At 41.4% G+C, this 21,606-nt stretch carries 22 protein-coding genes; 9 read left to right on the top strand and 13 right to left on the bottom strand.

Annotated elements, in window-relative coordinates; genetic code table 11:
• The first annotated feature begins 7 nt into the window (after positions 1 to 7).
• Positions 8 to 1,426, top strand: a complete 1,419-nt coding sequence (locus ACOQOA_RS10715) for a hypothetical protein (protein ID WP_420548626.1) — start codon at positions 8 to 10, stop codon at positions 1,424 to 1,426.
• On the opposite strand, the gene asnB is transcribed toward ACOQOA_RS10715, so the two are convergent.
• The 5 genes from asnB to gluQRS form a co-directional block, all read right to left on the bottom strand.
• Positions 1,423 to 3,285, bottom strand: a complete 1,863-nt coding sequence (asnB, locus tag ACOQOA_RS10710) for an asparagine synthase (glutamine-hydrolyzing) (RefSeq protein WP_420548625.1) — start codon at positions 3,283 to 3,285, stop codon at positions 1,423 to 1,425. The two genes, ACOQOA_RS10715 and asnB, sit on opposite strands and share 4 nt — an antisense overlap.
• On the bottom strand, positions 3,285 to 4,265 hold the full coding sequence (locus ACOQOA_RS10705) for a glycosyltransferase family 2 protein (RefSeq protein ID WP_420548624.1): 981 nt from the start codon (positions 4,263 to 4,265) through the stop codon (positions 3,285 to 3,287). Before ACOQOA_RS10705 ends, asnB begins: the two co-directional genes overlap by 1 nt.
• A gap of 17 nt (positions 4,266 to 4,282) precedes the next feature.
• A complete protein-coding gene (locus tag ACOQOA_RS10700) occupies positions 4,283 to 5,779 on the bottom strand; it encodes a hypothetical protein (RefSeq protein WP_420548623.1) in 1,497 nt (498 codons plus the stop codon).
• 65 nt (positions 5,780 to 5,844) lie between these two features.
• Positions 5,845 to 6,234 (bottom strand): GtrA family protein, encoded by a 390-nt coding sequence (locus ACOQOA_RS10695; protein ID WP_420548622.1) that lies wholly within the window; start codon positions 6,232 to 6,234, stop codon positions 5,845 to 5,847.
• Positions 6,234 to 7,151: a tRNA glutamyl-Q(34) synthetase GluQRS gene (gluQRS, locus tag ACOQOA_RS10690; RefSeq protein WP_420548621.1), complete on the bottom strand. Its 918-nt coding sequence runs from the start codon at positions 7,149 to 7,151 to the stop codon at positions 6,234 to 6,236. The genes ACOQOA_RS10695 and gluQRS overlap by 1 nt, the downstream gene beginning before the upstream one ends.
• 9 nt (positions 7,152 to 7,160) lie before the next feature.
• Here gluQRS and ACOQOA_RS10685 point away from each other — a divergent pair, with 9 nt between their 5' ends.
• The 4 genes from ACOQOA_RS10685 to ACOQOA_RS10670 all read left to right on the top strand — a co-directional run bounded on the left by ACOQOA_RS10685 (position 7,161) and on the right by ACOQOA_RS10670 (position 10,107).
• Positions 7,161 to 7,814: a DNA-3-methyladenine glycosylase family protein gene (locus ACOQOA_RS10685; protein WP_420548620.1), complete on the top strand. Its 654-nt coding sequence runs from the start codon at positions 7,161 to 7,163 to the stop codon at positions 7,812 to 7,814.
• A gap of 152 nt (positions 7,815 to 7,966) precedes the next feature.
• Complete coding sequence (locus ACOQOA_RS10680; RefSeq protein ID WP_420548619.1) at positions 7,967 to 8,527, top strand: HNH endonuclease; 561 nt, start codon at positions 7,967 to 7,969, stop codon at positions 8,525 to 8,527.
• 90 nt (positions 8,528 to 8,617) lie between these two features.
• On the top strand, positions 8,618 to 9,778 hold the full coding sequence (locus ACOQOA_RS10675; RefSeq protein WP_420548618.1) for an NnrS family protein: 1,161 nt from the start codon (positions 8,618 to 8,620) through the stop codon (positions 9,776 to 9,778).
• Positions 9,779 to 9,837: 59 nt separating this feature from the next.
• On the top strand, positions 9,838 to 10,107 hold the full coding sequence (locus ACOQOA_RS10670) for a BolA family protein (protein ID WP_155154259.1): 270 nt from the start codon (positions 9,838 to 9,840) through the stop codon (positions 10,105 to 10,107).
• 21 nt (positions 10,108 to 10,128) lie between these two features.
• Here ACOQOA_RS10670 and ACOQOA_RS10665 read toward each other — a convergent pair whose 3' ends face one another.
• From ACOQOA_RS10665 to gloB, 6 genes are read right to left on the bottom strand one after another with little or no spacing between them, the layout of a single operon-like run.
• Positions 10,129 to 10,767 carry a ferredoxin gene (locus ACOQOA_RS10665; protein ID WP_420548617.1) on the bottom strand — a complete coding sequence of 213 codons (639 nt, stop codon included), beginning with the start codon at positions 10,765 to 10,767 and terminating at the stop codon, positions 10,129 to 10,131.
• 7 nt (positions 10,768 to 10,774) lie between these two features.
• On the bottom strand, positions 10,775 to 11,386 hold the full coding sequence (locus tag ACOQOA_RS10660) for a pyridoxamine 5'-phosphate oxidase family protein (protein ID WP_420548616.1): 612 nt from the start codon (positions 11,384 to 11,386) through the stop codon (positions 10,775 to 10,777).
• Positions 11,387 to 11,406: 20 nt separating this feature from the next.
• Positions 11,407 to 11,772: a cupin domain-containing protein gene (locus ACOQOA_RS10655; protein WP_420548615.1), complete on the bottom strand. Its 366-nt coding sequence runs from the start codon at positions 11,770 to 11,772 to the stop codon at positions 11,407 to 11,409.
• 39 nt (positions 11,773 to 11,811) lie between these two features.
• Positions 11,812 to 12,243, bottom strand: a complete 432-nt coding sequence (locus ACOQOA_RS10650; protein ID WP_420548614.1) for a cupin domain-containing protein — start codon at positions 12,241 to 12,243, stop codon at positions 11,812 to 11,814.
• A 1-nt stretch (position 12,244) separates the two neighbouring features.
• On the bottom strand, positions 12,245 to 12,859 hold the full coding sequence (locus tag ACOQOA_RS10645; RefSeq protein WP_420548613.1) for a glutathione S-transferase family protein: 615 nt from the start codon (positions 12,857 to 12,859) through the stop codon (positions 12,245 to 12,247).
• A gap of 36 nt (positions 12,860 to 12,895) precedes the next feature.
• The gene (gene gloB, locus ACOQOA_RS10640; RefSeq protein ID WP_420548612.1) at positions 12,896 to 13,660 is read right to left on the bottom strand and encodes a hydroxyacylglutathione hydrolase; all 765 of its coding nucleotides are present in this window, start codon (positions 13,658 to 13,660) and stop codon (positions 12,896 to 12,898) included.
• Positions 13,661 to 13,738: 78 nt separating this feature from the next.
• Between gloB and ACOQOA_RS10635 the strand changes: the two genes are divergently transcribed.
• From ACOQOA_RS10635 to ACOQOA_RS10620, 4 genes are all read left to right on the top strand, one after another.
• Entirely contained in the window at positions 13,739 to 14,491 is a 753-nt protein-coding gene (locus tag ACOQOA_RS10635; protein ID WP_420548611.1) for a class I SAM-dependent methyltransferase, read from the top strand.
• 97 nt (positions 14,492 to 14,588) lie between these two features.
• The gene (locus tag ACOQOA_RS10630) at positions 14,589 to 15,527 is read left to right on the top strand and encodes an SPFH domain-containing protein (RefSeq protein WP_420548610.1); all 939 of its coding nucleotides are present in this window, start codon (positions 14,589 to 14,591) and stop codon (positions 15,525 to 15,527) included.
• 18 nt (positions 15,528 to 15,545) lie between these two features.
• Complete coding sequence (locus ACOQOA_RS10625) at positions 15,546 to 15,860, top strand: NfeD family protein (protein ID WP_420548609.1); 315 nt, start codon at positions 15,546 to 15,548, stop codon at positions 15,858 to 15,860.
• A gap of 212 nt (positions 15,861 to 16,072) precedes the next feature.
• Entirely contained in the window at positions 16,073 to 18,229 is a 2,157-nt protein-coding gene (locus ACOQOA_RS10620; RefSeq protein ID WP_420548608.1) for a methyl-accepting chemotaxis protein, read from the top strand.
• 213 nt (positions 18,230 to 18,442) lie between these two features.
• Here ACOQOA_RS10620 and ACOQOA_RS10615 read toward each other — a convergent pair whose 3' ends face one another.
• Positions 18,443 to 19,333 carry a hypothetical protein gene (locus tag ACOQOA_RS10615; protein WP_420548607.1) on the bottom strand — a complete coding sequence of 297 codons (891 nt, stop codon included), beginning with the start codon at positions 19,331 to 19,333 and terminating at the stop codon, positions 18,443 to 18,445.
• 151 nt (positions 19,334 to 19,484) lie between these two features.
• On the bottom strand, positions 19,485 to 21,431 hold the full coding sequence (acs, locus tag ACOQOA_RS10610; protein WP_155154672.1) for an acetate--CoA ligase: 1,947 nt from the start codon (positions 21,429 to 21,431) through the stop codon (positions 19,485 to 19,487).
• Between the last annotated feature and the right edge of the window lie 175 nt (positions 21,432 to 21,606).

The raw sequence follows: 21,606 nt of genomic DNA, 5'->3' as shown, positions 1-21,606 counted from the left end.
AGCTTCTATGACTTCTTTATCCAATCTTCAAAAAGCATGGCTAATTTGTTTAATTGGAAGCTTGATCTGCGTTGGCCTAATGGCTGCACGGTCCAAAATGGATCATCCGGATCGTAATGACTCTATGCAATATATTGCTGCTGCCCATAACTTGAGCAGTTATGGAATTTATTCGCAATCCCTCGCAGGTAAAAAGGAAAGCATAAAACCTGGAATTGGTCGAGAGCCTGGCTTTCCTTTTGTCATGGCACAAATATACAATCTTGGTCTGGGCAGCATAGAAGAAGCTACAATGACTTGTTTGCGCTCAGAGGACGGTTGCGGTGTTAAACCTTATAAATCCGTTCAATGGCTAAACCGGATTTTTTTTGCGCTTGCAGGCATAGCCATGTTTTGGCTGAGTTTAACCTTCTTTAGTTCCTTAAAGTTGGCCACATTAGCGGGGTCCTCTGTTTGGTTAAACATTAAGATGCAAAGTAGCATGGATCAGATTGTCTCTGATCCTTTATCCCTTGTATTAGTATGCGGTTTTACCTTATTAGCAGCCAAAACATTAATTACGACAAATCATAAAAAGAAAATTCTATTAGCTATAACCACCGGCTTCAGCCTAAGCTTCTTAATTCTGACAAAAGCTATATTTATGTATTTCTTCTATTTGGCGTGCATAATTCTGATAGGCTATTTTATTGCAATCAAAATCGATAAAGTTCAAATAAAGAAATTTGCACTCCCAGCTCTTGTTTTTATTATCACCTCCGCGCTTCTTCCAGCTTTATGGATTAACCGGAATGGAGAAGTCAGTGGTCATTACAGATTAACAGATGTGCGCGAAGGTATTGCACTTTCTGCTCGCAATATTTTTCATGATATGACTTTACCTGAATATTTCACCTCATTCATATATTGGATCCCGGGTAGTGGTGATAACTTAGCTAGAAAATTTATCCCCAAGGAGCATTGGACAAGGTTCGACTTAAGTAATCCAGATGGTTTTTTCAGAAAAGGACATAGCGATTTTTCAATGCATATGAAAAGACTCATCAAGGAAGATAAAATGACTCATGAGGAAGCACACCAGGCTTGGACTCGTGAGCTAAAAGATCAGATTTTAAGCAACCCGGTTACCCATGCATTAACAACAATCCCTCTTTTTTATAGAGGAATATTAAGAGATATTTTTATACCCTTATCATTGCCAGGGATGATCTTCTTAATCTTCTGGGCCTTCAGGAACAGACAAATGATTTTATTGGCTGTTCTGTCACCAGCATTCTTTAGCTTAGTTTTCTATCCATTGGTTAGTTTAAATGTATCACGCTATCAGATTACTGCTGCACCAGCATTTGCGATGGGTCTCGTTTTCTTTTTTGTTATGCTTCATGAATGGAAAAAAAAGCGAAAAGAGAAAACATTACACGCTTAATCGGCTCTATTCATGATTATAGTTGAATTCTTAAGTAACATCATATTCCATAGGAAAAAGCGATAATCCGCCTTTCCATGCTGATGTTGTCGCTGAAACCGTTCCGCTGTTTGCTGAGACAAACTAGAAATATGGATAGTTTCTAAACTATTATCCATATTTTTCAGCCATTCCATCAGAGGAATTCCAAACCCTTTTTTAGGACGATCAAGGATATCTTGTGGAACCATACGAGAAAGAGCAAGCTTGAGCACTTTCTTTGTTATATGCCCATCAAACTTATACGACATTGGCAGTCGACGCGAAAAATCCACCAAATCATTATCAAGAAACACTGATCTTGCTTCTAACCCATTGAGCATGGAAGCACGGTCCACTTTGGTGAGAATATCATCTGGCAAATAGAAATTCACATAGAATTCTTGTGTCTTATCCACATTTCCCTTTTCTGGGCATTCTTGCCATAATTCAATAGCCTCAGAATATAATTCATCAGCATATAGCTCTTCGTGGAATAAATCCTTGATATCCGCCACACTCAATGCAGACATCCAAACTGGGTTCCATATTTCAGAAGAATAGTCCAACCCCATTAAGACGCGTCTAAGCTTAAAATCCAGACTCATGTTTTTCGTTGATTTTGGTAGGAAGTCCACCAGCTTTTTGAATCCATTATGTAATCCGTTCGGGACTAATTGGCTATATAAACTAGCCGGCTTCAAAGCCTTAAATGGATCATATCCGGCAAAAATTTCATCTCCTGCATCACCACTCAACGCAACTTTTACTTGCCGTGATGCAAACTCACATAAAAGATATGTCGGTAACAATGAACCATCCCCCATAGGTTCATCCAAGTTAGACAATACTTCCGGTACCAAAGATTGCGCCTGTTTTAGATCTAATATTTTTTCATTATGCTGCAATCCGAGAAAACTTCCCATGGATCTTGCGTAAGCACTTTCATCAAAACTTTTTTCATTAAAACCAATTGAAAAACTTTGAACTTCTTTCGCAGGAATGAGCCTCGACATACAAGCAGCAACTGCACTACTATCAACGCCCCCAGATAAGAATACACCAAGCGGCACATCACTCATCATACGCCTTTTTGTCGATGCAATTAGTAATCTTTCTACTTCCTCAGCCGCCTCTTCTATACTTGGTGTAAATTCACCTGGCTCATTTCTGTATTGCCAATAAGAGTTTTCTTTAATGTGGCGTGTAGACAAATCAAAAGTTAACGATTGACCAGCGCGTAATTTCCAACAATCTTCCAAAATAGCGTTGGGAGAAGGGATATAGTTATATGCGAAAAACTTCTTCAGAGATTTATGATTAATCTCTTTCTTAAATCTACTATGTGCTGCAATCGCGGTAATTTCTGAAGCAAAGTATAAATTACCATTTTGAAATGCCCAGTATAATGGTTTCTCGCCAAACCGGTCACGCGCAAGGAAGACTGTCTTTGCCCCTACATCATAGATGCAAAAAGCAAACATTCCATTTAGCTTGAGAGGAAGATTTTCGCCCCATTCTTGCCAACCGTGAACCAAAACCTCTGTATCAGAATGGTCACTCTTAAATTTATACCCCTTGTCTATTAACTCTTTTCGTAGTTCTTCATGGTTGTAAATCTCACCATTGAAAGTCACCCATATAGTTTGCGAGCTATTCGTCATAGGCTGTTTACCGCCCGCATGATCAAGAATAGACAGTCTTAAATGCCCGAGATAAACAGCCATATCCAGATCGATATGCATCCCATCGCCATCTGGTCCTCTATGACGAATAGCGGCCATCATCTGCAACAAATCAGATTGATCACCTAAACCAATAAATCCCGTGATTCCACACATCAGGTGATCTTTGAACCTTTATAGTTATAATGCTTTTTGATTTGATAAGTTTTTTTATCCTGTGCTTCAAAATAAGTTCGCATCATCAATTCTGCCAACAACCCCATTAATATGCACAAAATCCCAGTTGTGAAGAAAGTACCGACAAGTATGGGTAAAGGGGTTTCAACAAATGATTTTCCATCAAATATTTTCAAGAAAATTGCCCAAATCGCCGTCAGAACTGACAAGGCCAGAGATAAAAACCCAACGCCGCCGAAAACATAAATTGGCTTTGTCATGTATCGTTCCATGAACATGACCAATAATAAGTCCAGCAAAACCTTAAAGATCCTGTTCAAACCATATTTGGACTCACCATGAACACGTGCACGATGATTCACAGGGACTTCTGATATTTTTCCACCTTGCCATACTGTATAAATAGGTACAAATCGATGCATCTCTCCATACAATCTTACTTGTTCAACGACTTCACGTTTATAAGCTTTTAATGCACAACCATAATCATGCAGATGAACGCCTGATACTTTTGAAATCAGTTTATTAGCTATGCGGCTAGGGAGTTTTCGTGAAATTTCCTTATCTTGACGATCCTTGCGCCAACCAGAAACAACACTGTAACCCTTCTCTAGCTCTTCTAAAAGTTTAACAATTCCTTTTGGATCATTTTGGCCATCACCATCCATAGAAATAATGACATCGCCAGATGTTTGATCCAACCCGGCCATAAGAGCAGCCGTTTGGCCAGAATTCCTCAGTAAATCGATTACATGAACAGTTGGATCAGATTCAGCAATCTCAATGGCACGTTCAAGAGTCTTATCTTTGGAGCCATCATTCACGAATACCATTTCGTAACTTCTGCCCGTGGAAATCAAAACCTCTTTTATTTCTTCGTATAATGGCTTGATATTGCCTTCTTCATTATAAAAAGGGACGATGACTGATAGATCCAAACCAGTTGTTTGTTTTGCCATTTCAGAACTCTTTTTCATTAGACTGCCATTTTTCGAAATTTGCGAATTTTCATGTAATTTCTTACCTCAGACCAGCTATAGATTCCAGCAATCATCCCAATTGGAACAACTGGCAACAAATAACGTAACTCAAGATGTACAAGGGCATAAGCAAAGACATAACCCCAGAAAATTACCCAGAATGACAATGATGTTAATACTTTCAAATTTTCGACTTCTGTTAATCGGGTCAATCCAGCCGTAAATATTCTACGAATAACGATAACAGGAATCCCGATTGTGAAGCCTAGAAAAAGGATGAAGGAAATTAATCTAAATATGGACTGACACAAATACAGTAGGGCTAGGTCATATCTACCTTCGTTTAACACCTTATGTTTCATATCTTTGGTACCTGAATATGGCCGACTATCCAAATCCCAATTACTCCAATATCGAAGTGTAATATATGATTCAATTGGCATCACCGCTAGGAACCCTGCTTTTACTCTTATATTTTTAAAGGTTTGACGTAACATATCAGCAGGAAATTGCTGCCAAAGCTTGAAGTAATATTTATACCCATACCGTGCCATCTCAACAGCATTCATTTGATGTTTTTCATAAACATATTTGCTTACCAAAACCATGATTTCATTAGGTGATAATGTTTGTAACATCTCATGAGTGACCGGCGCACCATCCAGATATTGATCTCCCGTGAATGGGTCATGTCCGCGCTTCATCATATCAAATGCTGGGAAATACACAGTCGTGCGAGCTGCTGTGGTTACAAAACTTTCACCGGTACGATATTCATTCCATGCTTTATACCCCTGAATAGATAAAAACATCGGTGCGACAAATGCCAAAAACATCACCAAAGACGTTTTCCAATTACAATGTTTTGTAACAATTAAAATCAAGATCATCGGCCACATCAGATATTGAAGAATGGCGCCAGCTTCACGCACGAAGAAGGATAAAGCCATCAACATGCCTAATCCTAAAAAATGAACCCAGCTCAATTGTTTATCTGTTAGGATCCAAATACCTGCATGACAAATCATCATCAGAACCAGATTGGCACTTAAACTATCTGTCAAAATGGATTGATCCAAAACCAATCCTAAACTCAAAATATAAGATGCAAATACAAAAAGTGAGATCCAACGGTTCTGAAGGAAAGCAAAACTCAATTTATACAGTAAAAATCCACAGTAAAACGACAATAACGTCTGAAACCCTATCACTAACCAGTCAAAATGATCTGGGGAAATTAACATAAAGAAAGCAAGAACAGCTGGATATCCTATACTTCTAAATGTCGTTGTTCCTAAACCATGCCCCCAGTTAAGATCCATATAAGACATCTGTTCTGTTTGTTGCATCAACAGAAGTGCATAAGATTCATAACCGCCACTATCATTTGAGTAGATCGGGCCAAACTCGATGAAATAATATCCACGGATCAAAACCAGGATCGCTATAATCAGATAAAATAATAACTCTGGCGCCTTATTCATCGTCGGCATGCCAATCCCCTTATTTACTTACTTCCAGAAATTAACCCATACATAGGAGATTTTCGCGAAAAGCACTATCTAAAAGTATGAAATTTCATGCCTAAATAACTTACAATCATGGAAATTGCCGTTGCCGGTATCAAAGCTAAAACTGGATACATGTAGAATACCGCGAAGAATGTGATAGATAGGCTATAAACCGAATAATTGACCAATGTAGATACAAACATCGTCCCACAATATTTTATAAATTCTCGAAAACTTGGTTTTTCCGGAACTTCAAAGGTATATTTTCGATTGATGAACCAACTATAGACAATACCACAAGCAACGGCAAAAGCTTGGCTGAGATAAGGATCAAGCCGCAGTATATTAACCAATAGTAACAGTAAAATACTATTGATTACAAAAGCACCTCCACCCGCCAAGACAAATGCGCCATAATGTTTGATTAGTTTTGTCATCAGATTTTTTCTATATCCACATTTAAACGGCGAATGACGTCTTCCTTACTAGAGCCACTTTCACGTACTGCCTTTATGGTCAAAGACTTGTCTCGCTTTGCGAAACGTTTTCCATTTTCATCGGTCATTAATTCATGATGTAAATATTCCGGTTCCGGAAAACCGAGCAAAGTTTGAAGAATACGATGAATATGAGTGGCATGCAGTAAGTCTTCACCGCGCACAACAAGTGAGACATGCTGCAGGGCATCATCTACAACGACTGATAAGTGATAACTTGTAGGCACATCCTTACGGGCCAGCACCACATCACCGCATGTTTCCGGTTCTACTTTGACTTCTCCACGTATACGGTCTTTGAAAGATAAAGGCCCCGCAAGTTTAACAGCTTTATCCATATGGATACGCCAGGCATGGCTGTCACCGCGTTCAATACGCGCTTTTCTTTCAACATGATCCAGATCTTTGCATGTGCCTGGATATAATGCCCCATCTGGTCCATGTGGCGCCGATGGGCTTTTTTCAATTTCTGCCTGAATTTCCTTGCGTGTACAAAAGCAGGGATAAACCAGATCTGCTTCCTCCAAAACATGAAGAAATTGATCGTAACGTTCAAAATGTTCTGATTGACGCAAGACAGGTTCCGGCCATTCCATCCCTAACCACTTCAAATCTTCATAGATTCCATCTATATATTCGTCTTTACACCGTGTGACATCAATATCTTCGATACGTAGTAAAAACACACCCTTTTGTCTTTGCGCCTCTCTATAGGCCAGCAAAGCTGAATAAGCATGCCCAAGATGTAAATAACCGGAAGGGCTTGGTGCAAAACGGGTGACGGGAATAGGAAAATCAGTCATCATGCCCATAGCGCTACCCAAGCTTCGGGTCCCTGTCAAATAAAACACGCCCATGAGTTTTCCATGAACTATCCTGTCATTGATGAAACCGTCATTAAACATGCCTTAGATGAAATCGCTAAAGCTGATCCTGATGTAAAAAAAGGGATGGCGATAATGGAAAATCCTTATCCAGCGCCACGTATTCGCCCTGACGGTTTTCCTGCGCTTTTAAACAGTGTGGGTAGTCAGCAAATTTCTATCCATGCCGCCAAGGCCATTTTGGATCGTGTAGACGCCCTAATGCCTAAGGGCGTAACATCCAATGCGTTTTTAGAGATTGAATTCGATACCCTAAGAGAAGCCGGATTATCCATTCGTAAAATTGAATATCTTTGCGGGATTGCAGAAGCAGAACTATCTGGTGCATTAAACTATAAAGCACTAAGTGACTTAAGCGATGAAGACGTCATCAAAACATTAAGTTCTTTACGAGGTATTGGGAAATGGACCGCCGAAATATATGCGATGTTTTCATTGAACCGCCCCGATGTATTTCCGGCTGATGACCTAGCCTTACAAGAAGCACTTCGACGACTAAAAGGATTGAAAGACCGACCAAGCGGTAAACAAAGCCGAGAATTGGTTAAAACATGGGCTCCTTGGCGAGGCGTCGGTGCCCTATTCCTTTGGCATTATTATAAAGGCGCACCAAGAGATGCCGACGGTAACATGTAACCTAAACTGCAACTCAACAACTCTCTCATTAGTCATATATATGTCACAATAATCAGTTAATCATGAAGTTATCCACACAATATGTTGTAGCCTGTGGATAACTTGTGTAAACTATTTATTAGCTAACAGACATCTAAAACGGGAGAATGAGAATGTCAGTTGCCTTACAGGCATCCCCAGCTTTAGTCCTCAATGCAGATTTCAGGCCTTTGAGCTATTTCCCATTGTCACTTTGGTCATGGCAGGAAGCTGTAAAAGCAGTGTTAACAGACAGGGTGAATATCGTTGCTGAATATTCAACGGAGATACATAGCCCCAGTTTCACCATGCAATTGCCATCCGTTATTTCCCTAAAAGATTATGTAAAGCCGGCCCACACGCCGGCTTTTACGCGTTTTAATGTCTTCTTACGTGATAAACTGACCTGCCAATATTGTGGTGATTATTTTCCAGCCCATCAACTTACCTTTGATCATGTGATCCCTCGTCGACAAGGTGGTCGCACCACTTGGGAAAATATTGTTGCATCTTGTAGCCCATGTAATTCCAAAAAAGGCGGCCTTACCCCAAAAGAAGCCCATATGCCGCTTTTACGTACCCCCCGTGCTCCGGATAGTTGGGAACTACAGGAAGCTGGACGCGCTTTTCCACCAAATTTCTTACATGAAAGCTGGGCCGACTTTCTTTATTGGGATGCGGAACTGCATCAATAAACCCTACTTCAATTTGGGGTTTTTCATCCCTGAATAATCGGTATAGGATGTTTATCAGATTCTTCTACCTCATATCTTGAGAGGTTTATCATGTCTGATAGCCATGCGCCGACATCCGCGTTTCTAAGCTATGGATTTCGCCCTTTTTTCCTATTGGGGTCCTTGGTTGCCTTTGCGCTACCTTTGTTAATAACGCTCGATCTTCTGGGTCATTCATTATTTGAAACAAGTTATGGTCCATTTGCCTATCACGGACATGAGATGATATATGGTTTCGTTATCGCAATAATTAGCGGCTTTTTGTTAACCGCCATCCCGAACTGGACAGACCGACCGCCCCTAAACGGCACGAAACTCGCCTTACTTGCCATAATTTGGATTGCAGGTAGAGTGGCATTTATCTTATCAAATCATATACCGGAAGATGTAGTGGCAGTCATAGATATATCCTATTCTGTCATTTTCTCTTTAATCGTATGGCGTGAGATTATTGCTGCTGAAAATAAAAGAAATGCACCCGTCGGGATAATGATTACTCTTTTTGCTATCGGGAATATCAGCTGGCATTGGTTATATTTAACAGATGGCAATCCGTCTATTTCGCTATATATGGGTATCATTCTAGCGATGTTATTAATCGCACTCATTGCTGGACGCATTATTCCGGCATTTACGAATAACTGGTCCAAGAAATCAGGGATGCCTCTTAATTTACCTATCTTTGATTTATTCGATAAGATCGCCGTTTTCTCTTTAGTCATTAGCTTGTTATTCTGGCTCATCTCGCCTGAAGAAATAATTTCTGCGTTCCTACTGATCGCAACTGCTATTTTGCATTTTATTCGTCTTTGTCGATGGAAAGGCTGGAAAACGATCAAAGAACCATTGGTTACCGTTTTGCATCTTGCTTATTTCTGGTTACCTGTCGGGTTGATTGCCATTGCCTATGCTAGCTTGGATCCAGATATGCTATCCTTTGATACAGCTTTGCATGCCATTACATCAGGTACGATCGGCGTTATGATTGTTGCCGTTATGACCCGTGTTTGTCTGGGACATACGGGACGTCCTTTACATGCTGATAAGGTGACCTTGGTGATTTACCTGCTAATCAATCTTGGCGCAGGTTTACGGATATATGCCCCCTTTATGGAAACAGGATACGGGCATGCGATCTCTATTTCCGCGACCTTTTGGTCCGGCGCCTTTTTACTTTTCCTCTTAAAATATGGACGTTATTTATTGAAATAGGATCCGAAAAGCGCCATCTTTACCCTATAATTAAAATAAATGTGATAAAGGATTTTTAAATGTCTATCGAAGCTGTAATGGAAGAAAAATTAAAGGCAGCCTTTAACCCGCAAAGCATTGAAATCGAAAACCAATCTCATATGCATGCAGGCCATGCAGGCGATCCAGGAACAGGCGAAAGCCACTTCCACATCCATATTGTGGCAAATGCTTTTGAAGGTAAAAATCGTGTTGCACGCCAGCGTGAAGTTTATCAAGTGCTGAAAGATGAATTAGACGGTCCCGTCCACGCTATGGCATTAAGTGTGAAGTCCCCTTCAGAAGTCTGATCACTAAGTCATTTCGATAAATTAATGATTTCCGCAAAACGCCTTCATATGAAAATTCGCATGATCTGATTGATAGATATACTCTTGCCCGTTTGGACAATTCCGACGGGCAAAACACCCTTTTGACATACAGTCTTTTGTATCTGATGTTTTTATATGTGCGGCACAGACAGGCACATCATACCCGTCCATTGAAAATGCATCGACAGGGCAAGTATTTAAACACGGCTTATCCATGCATGTACCACAGATATCGCTGATTTCTGATTTATCAGGTAGCTCATGTATACCTTCAAAACAAATAGCTCCACGATAGGCATGCCATAAACCAAATTCAGGATGGATCATCATACCGAGAGGGGATTGTAAAAGCCCTTCTGATTTTCGAACCCATTGTTGAAAAGGGGCATAAGGTGGGCCATCAGACGGATAGATAGCCTGCCCATCCAATGCGGATGCAATTTCACCAATCACCTGCTTGGACCAGTTATCAAGAGGATTATCCTCTTGATCAAAAAAGTCACTGGATGAAAAACTTTCCCAAAAACTGCTTCCGCCATGCCCAACCAAATAAAGCGTTGTGCCATCTTCATGGAAACCACCACGAATGATAAGCCCGACCTGTGACAATGCAGATGAAAGTTCCTGAAAAATATCCATTCCACCTCTAATATAGCTGAGATTTAAATCGTGCGATCATCTCGTCATGCGGCTGCACCGGGGCTTCCCCATTGGTTTGATCTTTGATCATTTTGCCTAATGTTGGTAGTTCCGAACGTACAATTTGCGACGCAGGATCCCATAGACCAGATCGCATAAAAGCCTTTGGGCAATGTAGATACGCTTCTTTGACGGAAACCTTCAAAACCGTGGCAGGTAACTTCCCATCGACAACGCATAGGTCTCGTAAATCTTCATCATCTCTTATTTCAGCAATACCATTAATCCGTAATGTTTCATCAACACCCGGGATAAGGAATAAAAATGAGACCACTGGATTTTCGATAATATTGCGCAAATTATCCAAGCGACGATTACCGGGACGGTCTGGCAAGATAATAGTTTCACTATCTAAAATCTTCACAAAACCCGGATGATCCCCACGCGGAGACACATCCCCAAGCCCTTCTTTTGCCGATGTCCCCATTACCACAAAAGGGGATAAAGAGATAAATTTTGCGCAATGCTCATCCAGATAAGCCAATTGTTTCATCGTAGAAACCTGACTTGCCTCACCATATAAGTTCAACAGGCCTTCAACTGTATCTATTTTAGCCATTTATCTCTCCATCCTAAAAGTTATCCGTCCAGATTTACAATCATATAAGATTTACGAACGGTTTCTTCTACATCCCAAATACCGGTACTATTCATTGGAAAGAAAACTGTATCACCCGCCTCAATTTCCAATACCTCACCATTATCATGGATAAATTTGCAACGACCACTGTGGAAATGGCACATTTCAGCATATTTCACCTGACGCACCCAGCGTCCTGGTGTGCATTCCCAAAGGCCAACATCCAATTTACCATCATCCGTATCTTCAAGCGTGCGGCCGCTGAGATGGGAAACAGGTTCACCTTCAGGAAAACCAACAGGCCCCCAATCTTCTAATTCTGAAGATTTGATCGCTGGTACATTTTTAACCAAATGCATTTTCATTTAACTCTCCCCATATAAATAATTACGATATCGCAATATTTATAAATCTTTGCCCGGCACCCAATTATCCGGTGCCATCACAAAACTATTAAAGTCAAAGGCTGGTGCGACGGTACATCCGACCAACACCCAGTCACCCAAAGGTTTTGCTACCTGCCACACATCGGCAGGCACAATCCCTTGCGGTTGCTGCCCATTTAACAGATCAGGCCCCAAGACGATGTCAGAAACATCATGCCCATCTGTTGATAAACTTAATAGCAAAGCTTCACCTGCATACCAATGCCAAACTTCATCCGCATCTGTAACCTTATGCCAATGAGAAGATTGACCTTTTTCCAAGAGATAATAGATACATGTGGATGCACCACGTCCGCCATCTTGAGGTTGCTCTCTATATGTTTCCACATACCATCCACCTTCGGGATGTGGTTGCATCTGTAATTTTTCAATAATATCTTTCGGGGTCATTTTAATCTGCCGGAATAGTTGCTTGCATAGAAGGTCTTTTTTCAAATTCTCCATACCACACAGTCAATTTGTCACGCCCGTCACGCCATTGAAGATGCGGTAATCGGAAATCCAGATAGCCAAGCATGGCCGCTGTTGCAATCACACCTAAATTAAGATTACCTGACAGCTGATCCAATGATTTTTCAAGTTCGTCCAACCCTGCATTAATAGCTGCTTTTTGACGGTCAATATACCAATCTTCCGGTAAATCTACTTCCAGTTCTGCATTGCGCATAATTTGTGCCCGCAAGTTTAAGGCCGCATCGGTGATACCATTTGCTAGCGCATGAAGACGTAAAACCTGATAACGGGATTTACCGTCTTTCGGGATAAATGGATCCTGATCATGCAGATTGTCCAGATAATCACATACCACAAAAGAATCAAAAAGAACCTCTTCACCTTCTGCAGGTTGCAATGCCGGAATACGCCCTAAAGGATTGGTTTTACGATATTCTTCTGACTTGAACACCGGAATCACTTGTTGATCCAGTTGATCTTCCAAACCAAGTTCCAAAGCCATAAGCATCACTTTCCGCCCATAGGGGGAAGTGGGAAAAGAAAAAAGTTTCATTGCAGCCATTCCTGTTCATTTCCAAATCGAAATTAATTAAAAGTTATCTTTGCGACGACGAATTTCTGCAAAGACTGTCGCAGCATCTTCCCCGTCTAATTTCAGGAAAGCCGCGATATTCACATCATCCGCACGTAAGAAAGGATTTGTTTTTACTTCTTCTTTCAATTTAGAAGGAACTGTCGGCATATCAAGATCACGCATCTGCTTAATTTTTTCGACCCGTTTTTTTAGATCGTCATTTTGCGGCTCGATCGTAATCGCAAAATCAGCATTAGCAGAGGTATATTCATGGGCACAATAAACATTTGTCTCCGCAGGAAGATTTCGCAACTTCGATAAACTTTCCCACATCTGTTCCGGACTGCCTTCAAATAACCGACCACAACCAAGCGCGAATAAAGTATCGCCACAGAAAAGCGCCTGACTATCTTCAAACCAGTAAGCTATATGCCCTGTTGTATGACCCGGGGTTTCAAAAATTTTGGCCTTACTCTGCCCAAATTCAAACTCATCCCCGTCAGATAGCGTTACGGAAATACCGGGAATCCGACGTGTATCATTTGCCGCACCAACAACAATTGCACCTGTTGCTTTTTGAATGTCTTCATTCCCGCCGACATGATCAAAATGATGATGGGTATTTAATATATGTGTAATTTGCCACCCACGCTTTTTCGCTTCCTCCAAAACAGGTTTGGCTTCCGCCGGATCAACCACCGCTGTTTTCTTACTATTTGGTTCATGTACAAGGTAAATATAATTGTCATCCCATACCGGGATTTGTACGATTTCCAACATTTCTTTTTCATCCTGATCTACAGAAAAATTATTTTTCTTTTCATATCATGCAAATTCTATTGAAGCCATGACACATTTATGTGTTATCTATCTTTTATGTGGTTAGATGTTGTCGATTTAAACGGATTTTATCGTTCTCAACTAGGTAAAGTGGCGCGCCATTTTATCAAGCAACAAGTGCGTCAAATTTGGCCTGATGTTGCCGGCCAAACCATTGTGGGACTTGGTTATGCTACACCATATTTAAAACAATTTGAAAAAGAAGCTGATCGCACCTTGGCGATTATGCCCGCCCAACAAGGCGTCACCCACTGGCCTAGAGAAAAAGCCAACCGCGTGGCTTTATCAGACGAAGCGGCATTGCCTTTTGATGATTATTCCGTAGATCGTCTTTTACTTGTTCATGCCTTGGAGAATGCAGAACATGTGCAACAGATGATGCGCGAAGCTTGGCGGGTGCTTGCTGGAAATGGGCGGATGTTGATTGTTGCGCCGTCACGTCGTGGATTATGGGCAAGACGGGATATTTCCCCCTTTGGCATGGGTAAGCCTTATTCAGTGCAACAACTCAAACTCCTGTTAAAAGAAACACAGTTTGATCCGCAACAAGAAGCCCGTGCCCTTTATATGCCACCATCACATAGCGGCATTCTCCTACATTCCGCCCCGGTTTGGGAAAGAATGGGGCGCCAATGGTTACCACGTATGGGTGGGGTGGTCATGGTTGAAGCAAGAAAGCAAATCTATGCAGCAACCCCTGCACGTCGCGTCGCAAAACGACGTTTGGTAGTTGTACCAAGTGCGATACGTGAAAACGGCTCTGGCTCTTAATAGAAGTTTTACACTTAGGCATTACTCTTTGAAATAATTAGAAAATACATATATTAAATTAGAAATTATCTGAATTCTCACAAAAGGCTGCAAAATAATGGATACGTCTTTACTTGGCTTCGAATTGGGGCTGTCATCAATTATCACCATTTTGATAATTGTTTTGGCATTTGTTGTTGTAAAAAAAGGGGTGATTGTCGTCCCTCAATCCAGAAATTATGTGATTGAACGTTTTGGAAAATACACCCAAACCCTTTCCGCAGGTTTACATTTCATTGTGCCGTTCCTAGACAATGTTGCCTTCAAAGTATCCATCCTAGAACGTCAGCTTCCTGAATTTAATATATCCGTCATCACACGCGATAATGTGGAAGTCCAATTGGAAGCGACGGTTTTCTTCCGTATCGTTGATACTGCAGCATCTGTGTATCGTATCGCCGATATAAATCAGGCGATTTTTACTGCCGCAACATCCATCGTACGTTCCGCTGCAGGTAAGTTAGAGTTGGATGAATTACAGTCTTCGCGTGAATCCATGAATAGCGAAATCGCAACCAACTTACAGGAAGCAGCTGAAATTTGGGGTATTGAGATCACCCGTACAGAAATCACCGATGTGATTGTAGATGAGCAAACCAAAGCAGCCCAACGTCAGCAGTTAAATGCAGAACGTGAACGTCGTGCCTCTATCGCCCGTGCAGAAGGTGAAAAACGTTCCGTTGAACTTGCCGCAGATGCAAAACTATATGAAGCCCAAAAAGAAGCCGATGCGATCCGCGTAAAAGCCGAAGCCGATGCTTATTCCATTGAAATTGAAGCAAAGGCCAATGCAGAACAAACCCGCTTGATTGCAGCAGCTATTGCGGATAACGGACAGCCTGCCATTAATTATGAAATCATGAAACGACAGGTTGAAGCGATCGGTAATATGGCATCTGCCAATAACAGTAAGACCGTGGTTGTTCCTACAGATGTTACCCAGACATTGGGATCCTTACAGGTTTTACTAGACAGCTTTAGCGGTGATAAAAAATAAGCGAAGGAATGAGTTATCATGGACACTTATTTACAGATATCCTCACTCGCCTTTAAACCTGAAATCTGGCTTATTCTTGGTATTTTACTGGTTATGGCAGATATCTTTTTAGGATATGATTTCTTCGTATTACCCGTTGGTGCGGCAGCCTTAATCGTAAGCGCCGTTGTTTATGCACAAAAAAACAGATGGTTTGGCGAAGAAACAGTCCTTCTGGATGATTGGCATGAAGTCGGCTTCTTCTTTGCTATTCTTTCTGTAATTTCGGTAATTCTCATCCGTTTTATTTGGCAGAAGAATAAAAAAGAACAGGCAGACATTAATGATTATTAACACTATTGAACTCAAATTGTGATGATATTTCACCCTTGGGATTGGGTATTTATATACCTGATCCCAAATCTGTCTCAAAATCCCCACTTATTGTCGCAACAGAAAAATTCAATAAATTCACACCCATTAAAACTTTATTATCTATTTTTTGTTAGATTCATAACGATTTATATTATCACTAAATTCTGTTTCAAACTGAGTGAGAGGCCCAAATGAAAACTCTGTTTAGAATTTCGTTAAATAAGTTAATTCCTGCAACGACGATCTTTCTGTCTTTGTTAACCGCCATCGTGATTGGTTCAGCTGGTTATTTTCTAGCCAATGACGCATTAACAGAACAGGCAGAAGAAAAACTATCCGCACAGGTATTTTCCAAAGCGGACACCATTGATCTGTTAATGACCAGATTAAAGGAAGATATCTTATTGCTGGCGGCAACACCGTCTGCCAAAACATCTTTTGGTGAGTTTGAAACAGGTTGGTTAATGACCAAAGGGGAAAAGACACAGGTTTTCCAAGATGTCTATATTACCAACAACCCGAATAGCCCAGAAGAAAGAGCAGAATTTGTAGATGCGAAAGGCTTCAAAAGTGCCTATCGCAAAGCGCATAAAAAACATCACCTTTTCTATAAACGTTTTGCCGAAGAAAAAGGCCTGAACGAACTCTATCTCATGGATAAAGAAGGCAATGTTGTCTATAGCGTGAACAAGAATGTCGATTTTGCCACCAACTTACTAACCGGACCTTATAGTGATACCGGCCTTGCACAGGTCTTTAAACAGGCGTTGGAAATCAGCGATCATTCCGAAATTGCCTTTGCTGACTTTACGGCGTATTCCGCCTTGGATGATAAACCGACAAGCTTTATCGCAGCGCCAATCCTGTCAAAGAAAGGCCGCTTCATCGGTGCCTTGGCCTTCCAGATGCCTGATACGGTTATCAATCAGGTTATGAATCAATCAGAAGGCATGGGGGAAACTGGCGAAGCTTATCTGGTGGGGTCAGATATGAAGATGCGCAGTAATTCCCGTTTCTCTGATGAATATATGATTGCGATTGAGAGCAAAGAAAACCAAGCGGTCGCAGATGCTTTGGCAGGCGAAAGTGGTGTGTTACATTATACAGGCGATGATGGGATTGAATATTTATCTGCCTTCACTCCGATTACGATCGAAGGCGTGACTTGGGCCGTTGTTGCAGAACTTCATGAAGATGAAGCAGTGGCTTCTGCCATTAAACTTGGTCAATTCATGCTCTATCTGATGCTGGGCATGGTGATCTTTGCCACGGTAACAGGCTTGTTCCTGGGCCGTAATATTGCAGGCCCGATGCTAAAGCTTGTTGAATCCATGCAGGAATTGGCAAAAGATGCGAAAAACGCAACAGTTCCCGATCTTGATCCACAAACCGCCTTTGGTAAAATCGCTGAAATCCTGTCCGATTTCAAAGAACGCATTATTAAAAGTGAGCAAAATGCCGAAGAACGTATTTTGGAACAGGAAACCAATTTACGAAAAGCGGAACAGCTGCATAATTTGGTCCAGAAATTTGAAGAGAATATCAACAAATCCCTCTCCGCTGTAAAAGGGGCGTCGGACCATATGCGTGGCACGGCTGAAAATATGCAAGGCACTGTTGAAAATACCAGTAATCTTGCAGGGGATGTGACATTGGTGACCGATAATGCCTCTCAAAATGTGGGTAGTGTGGCGGCAGCCACCGAAGAATTGGTAAATACCATTCAGGAAATCAGCGGACAGGTTGCCCATTCCAGCAGCATTTCCGACCATGCGGCGGAAGAAACCCAAAAAGGTCTGGAACTGGTAAATAGTTTGAATGAATCTACCCATAAAATTGGTGAAGTGATCACCATGATTAATGATATTTCAAACCAGACCAATCTATTGGCCCTGAACGCCACTATTGAGGCGGCCCGTGCAGGTGAAGCCGGTAAAGGTTTCTCCGTTGTGGCTAATGAAGTGAAATCACTTGCCTCACAAACCGCCCAAGCAACGGAAGAAGTCTCAGACCATATCAACAAGATCAGAACTGACACACAAGATACCGTGGTCGCCATTAATCAGATCAATGATATTATTTCAAACCTGTCTGAAATCGGTACAGCCGTTGCGGCCGCCGTTGAGGAACAAGGGGCAACCACACAAGAAATTGCCCGCAACACACAAGAAGCCGCATCAGGCACCGAAGATCTTCGCAATAAGATCGGCGATGTGAACCAGATGACAGATACCAGTAAGGAATCCATGGATACAATGCTTGAAGCCACCACAGAGCTTCTCTCCTTATCCGAAGGTATCCGCCATGATATCGAAGGCTTCCTTAAGGATGTAAAAACCATTAATTAGGGTAAGACCCTAAATACAATTAAGAATTAGGCAGAATTCAAAGGTTCAACCGATATTTTGCCTAATTCTTAAAATTTGGGAAATTCAAATAACCTAACTGACTCTGGAGTATGGTTGAACTTCAACGTTTCTTCGGAACTTGCGCTAATATGTTTTGCGACAAACAAGTTTATACTCCTGATAGATGAACTAGAATGATAGCAAACTCATTCTCTAGAAATCACGACGCGGTTCTTTGTATAATAAAGTGCTTCCTATGCGACTGAAAAAGATTGCCCCCCCTAGCAAAAGGAATGGAAGATAAATCCAAAAAACACATACACTCACAACAATATAAATATTCCTAAGAAATCTATATAACTCGTCTAAATCCAAGGCCACTAAACCAACATTTAAGCTTATATGTGTTAAGATATATTCATCTATATGTCTTGAGTAAAATAACGTATCGCTGATCACAAAAAGTAAAATTAAACAAAGAAATGAAAGCGCATGTATTTTTAGATACGGCTCAGCTTTTAGCATAATCTTGTTTTTAATGCGTATTCTATAGCTTCCTAACCTAAGAAGCTCTATAGCTAAACTTCTTTTACAAATTATAAAATTGAAAAGAAAATATACATTTGTGAGCAATACACAAAAGACATAAACATCCATAAAGAGAGATACATTGTAGAAGCCATATCTATTCAAATCAAACGCATAAAAGGTTAGTTGACCAAAATCAACAAGACGATGATCGTCAATATAATCTGATACGCTTTTACTAAGTCCTACAAACTCCAAAAGAAAAACAATAACTAAAGCTAAGCTAAATATGTATAAATTCCATTTAACTAGTTTGAGCAGAGTTGGATAACAGGTTTGATATACCACTTCTGCCTGCTTGGAGGCTTCGGCCTTTTTTAGTGATGAACTACCAAACTTTGCACCAAAAACTGCGGCTGAGAAAAAGAGTGAAACTAAAGAATATGCCAAAGAATTAAAAAAGCTAATTCCAAAAATGATAGATAATATAAATATTGCTATCCCGAGAAATACCGCAGAAACATAAAACTTTTCTTCTGCTGTAAAATTAGAATTCTTAATGTCCATTTGACCCAATACTTGTTCTTATAGCCAACATATTCATTATTTTATAATGTAATAAGATTTTTCTTCTACAACTTTATCGTTGTGAAACCATATCCAATTTGATCATTAAAAAGCCCTGAGAAAACTCTCAGGGCTTTTTAATTTTACTGCTGAAACCGAATTAGCGGTTTTGGCGGTTTTCGATTAATTCATCTACAACGGATGGATCGGCGAGGGTGGAAGTGTCCCCCAAGCTGCCATAATCGTTTTCACCAATCTTGCGCAAGATACGACGCATGATTTTACCGGAACGTGTCTTTGGTAGACCCGGTGCCCATTGTAGCCAATCTGGGGAAGCGATCGGGCCGATTTCATGACGGACCCATTTCACCAATTCTGCTTTTAACTCATCAGATGGTTCTTCGCCCGCATTCAAGGTGACATAGGCATAAATGCCTTGGCCTTTAATTTCATGCGGGGCACCAACAACAGCGGCCTCAGATACTTTTGGATGGGCCACAAGGGCGGATTCAACTTCCGCTGTGCCCATACGATGACCAGAGACATTGATCACATCATCCACGCGACCTGTGATCCAGTAGTAACCATCTTCATCACGACGACAGCCATCGCCAGAGAAATACAAACCTTTATAGGTGGAGAAATAGGTTTGATAGAAACGGTCATGGTCTTTATAGACCGTGCGCATCTGGCCCGGCCAGCTGTCAGACAGGCATAGATTACCTTCTGTGGCGCCATCTAGTTCCTTGCCATCATTATCCACCAATAATGGTTTCACACCAAAGAATGGGCGGGTTGCCGATCCCGGTTTCAAATCTGTCGCGCCCGGTAATGGGGAAATCAGGATGCCGCCTGTTTCTGTTTGCCACCAAGTATCCACAATCGGGCAACGACCATCACCAACAACATCATAATACCATTGCCATGCTTCTGGATTAATCGGTTCCCCAACCGACCCCAAAAGACGCAAAGAAGAACGGCTTGTTTTCTTAACAGGCTCATCCCCATCACGCATCAAAGCACGGATCGCGGTTGGTGCGGTATAGAATGTATTCACCTGGTGTTTGTCACAGACTTGCCAGAAACGGGAATTATCCGGATAGCTTGGCACGCCTTCAAACATCAAAGTTGTGGCACCATTGGCCAATGGCCCATATACAATATAGCTATGACCTGTGACCCAACCCACATCGGCTGTACACCAATAGATATCACCTTCTTGATAATCAAAGATATATTCATGGGTCATAGACGCATAAACAAGATACCCACCTGTTGTATGCAACACACCTTTCGGGGTGCCTGTGGAGCCAGATGTATAAAGGATGAAAAGCGGATCTTCCGCAGACATTTCTTCTGGTGGGCAATCGCTTGATGCTTCTGCCATGGCTTCATGATACCAGACATCACGATCCGGGAACCATTCAAAACTGCCGCCACCTGTGCGTTTCACAACGATACAGGTATCACATTCTGCATCATGGTGATGCATTGCCGCATCCGCATTGGCTTTTAATGGCACGCCTTTGCCACCACGAAGGCCTTCATCTGCGGTAATAATGCATTTTGATTCACAATTAGTGATACGTGTGGCTAAAGCTTCTGGTGAGAAACCACCAAATACGATGGAATGAACCGCACCGATACGGGTACAGGCCAACATTGCCACAGCAGCTTCCGGGATCATCGGCATATAGATGGTTACGCGATCCCCTTTTTTCACGCCGCGGGATTTCAAAACATTTGCAAATTTACAAACTTCTTCATGCAATTCGCGATAGGTGATTTTCTTGTCCACCGTGGGATCGTCGCCCTCCCAAATAATAGCGGTCTGATCACCACGGCTTTCAAGATGACGATCCAGGCAATTGGCAGAAACGTTTAAGGTACCATCATAGAACCATTTGATATGCAAATCTTCTTGATTGTAAGACACGCTTTTGACTTGGGTATATGGCTTGATCCAGTCAACACGTTTACCATGTTCACCCCAGAAGCCTTCCGGATCATCGATAGAATGTTGATACATTTCCATATATTTGGCGTTATCAACTTTCGCCTTTTCAGCCCATTCTGTCGGAACCGGGAAAACATTATTGTCAGCCATTGTCATACCTCATTACCTATTTCGTCACGCCCTGTATCACATCAGGGCCGTCTTTTTAATTGCGCATATAATGGCACAATGATTTTCAGTTACAAGGCCATTTCCGCAATTTTGTAAACTCTTTTACAGAAAAAATATTATTCTTGTTAATTTGTTAGGTTTATCGATAAGTTCT

This window comes from Curvivirga sp. (assembly GCF_965219885.1).
Classification (GTDB): Bacteria; Pseudomonadota; Alphaproteobacteria; order UBA8366; family Aestuariispiraceae; genus Curvivirga.
Note: the sequence above shows the minus strand (reverse complement) of the source record. Positions and strands in the feature narration are given on the sequence as shown.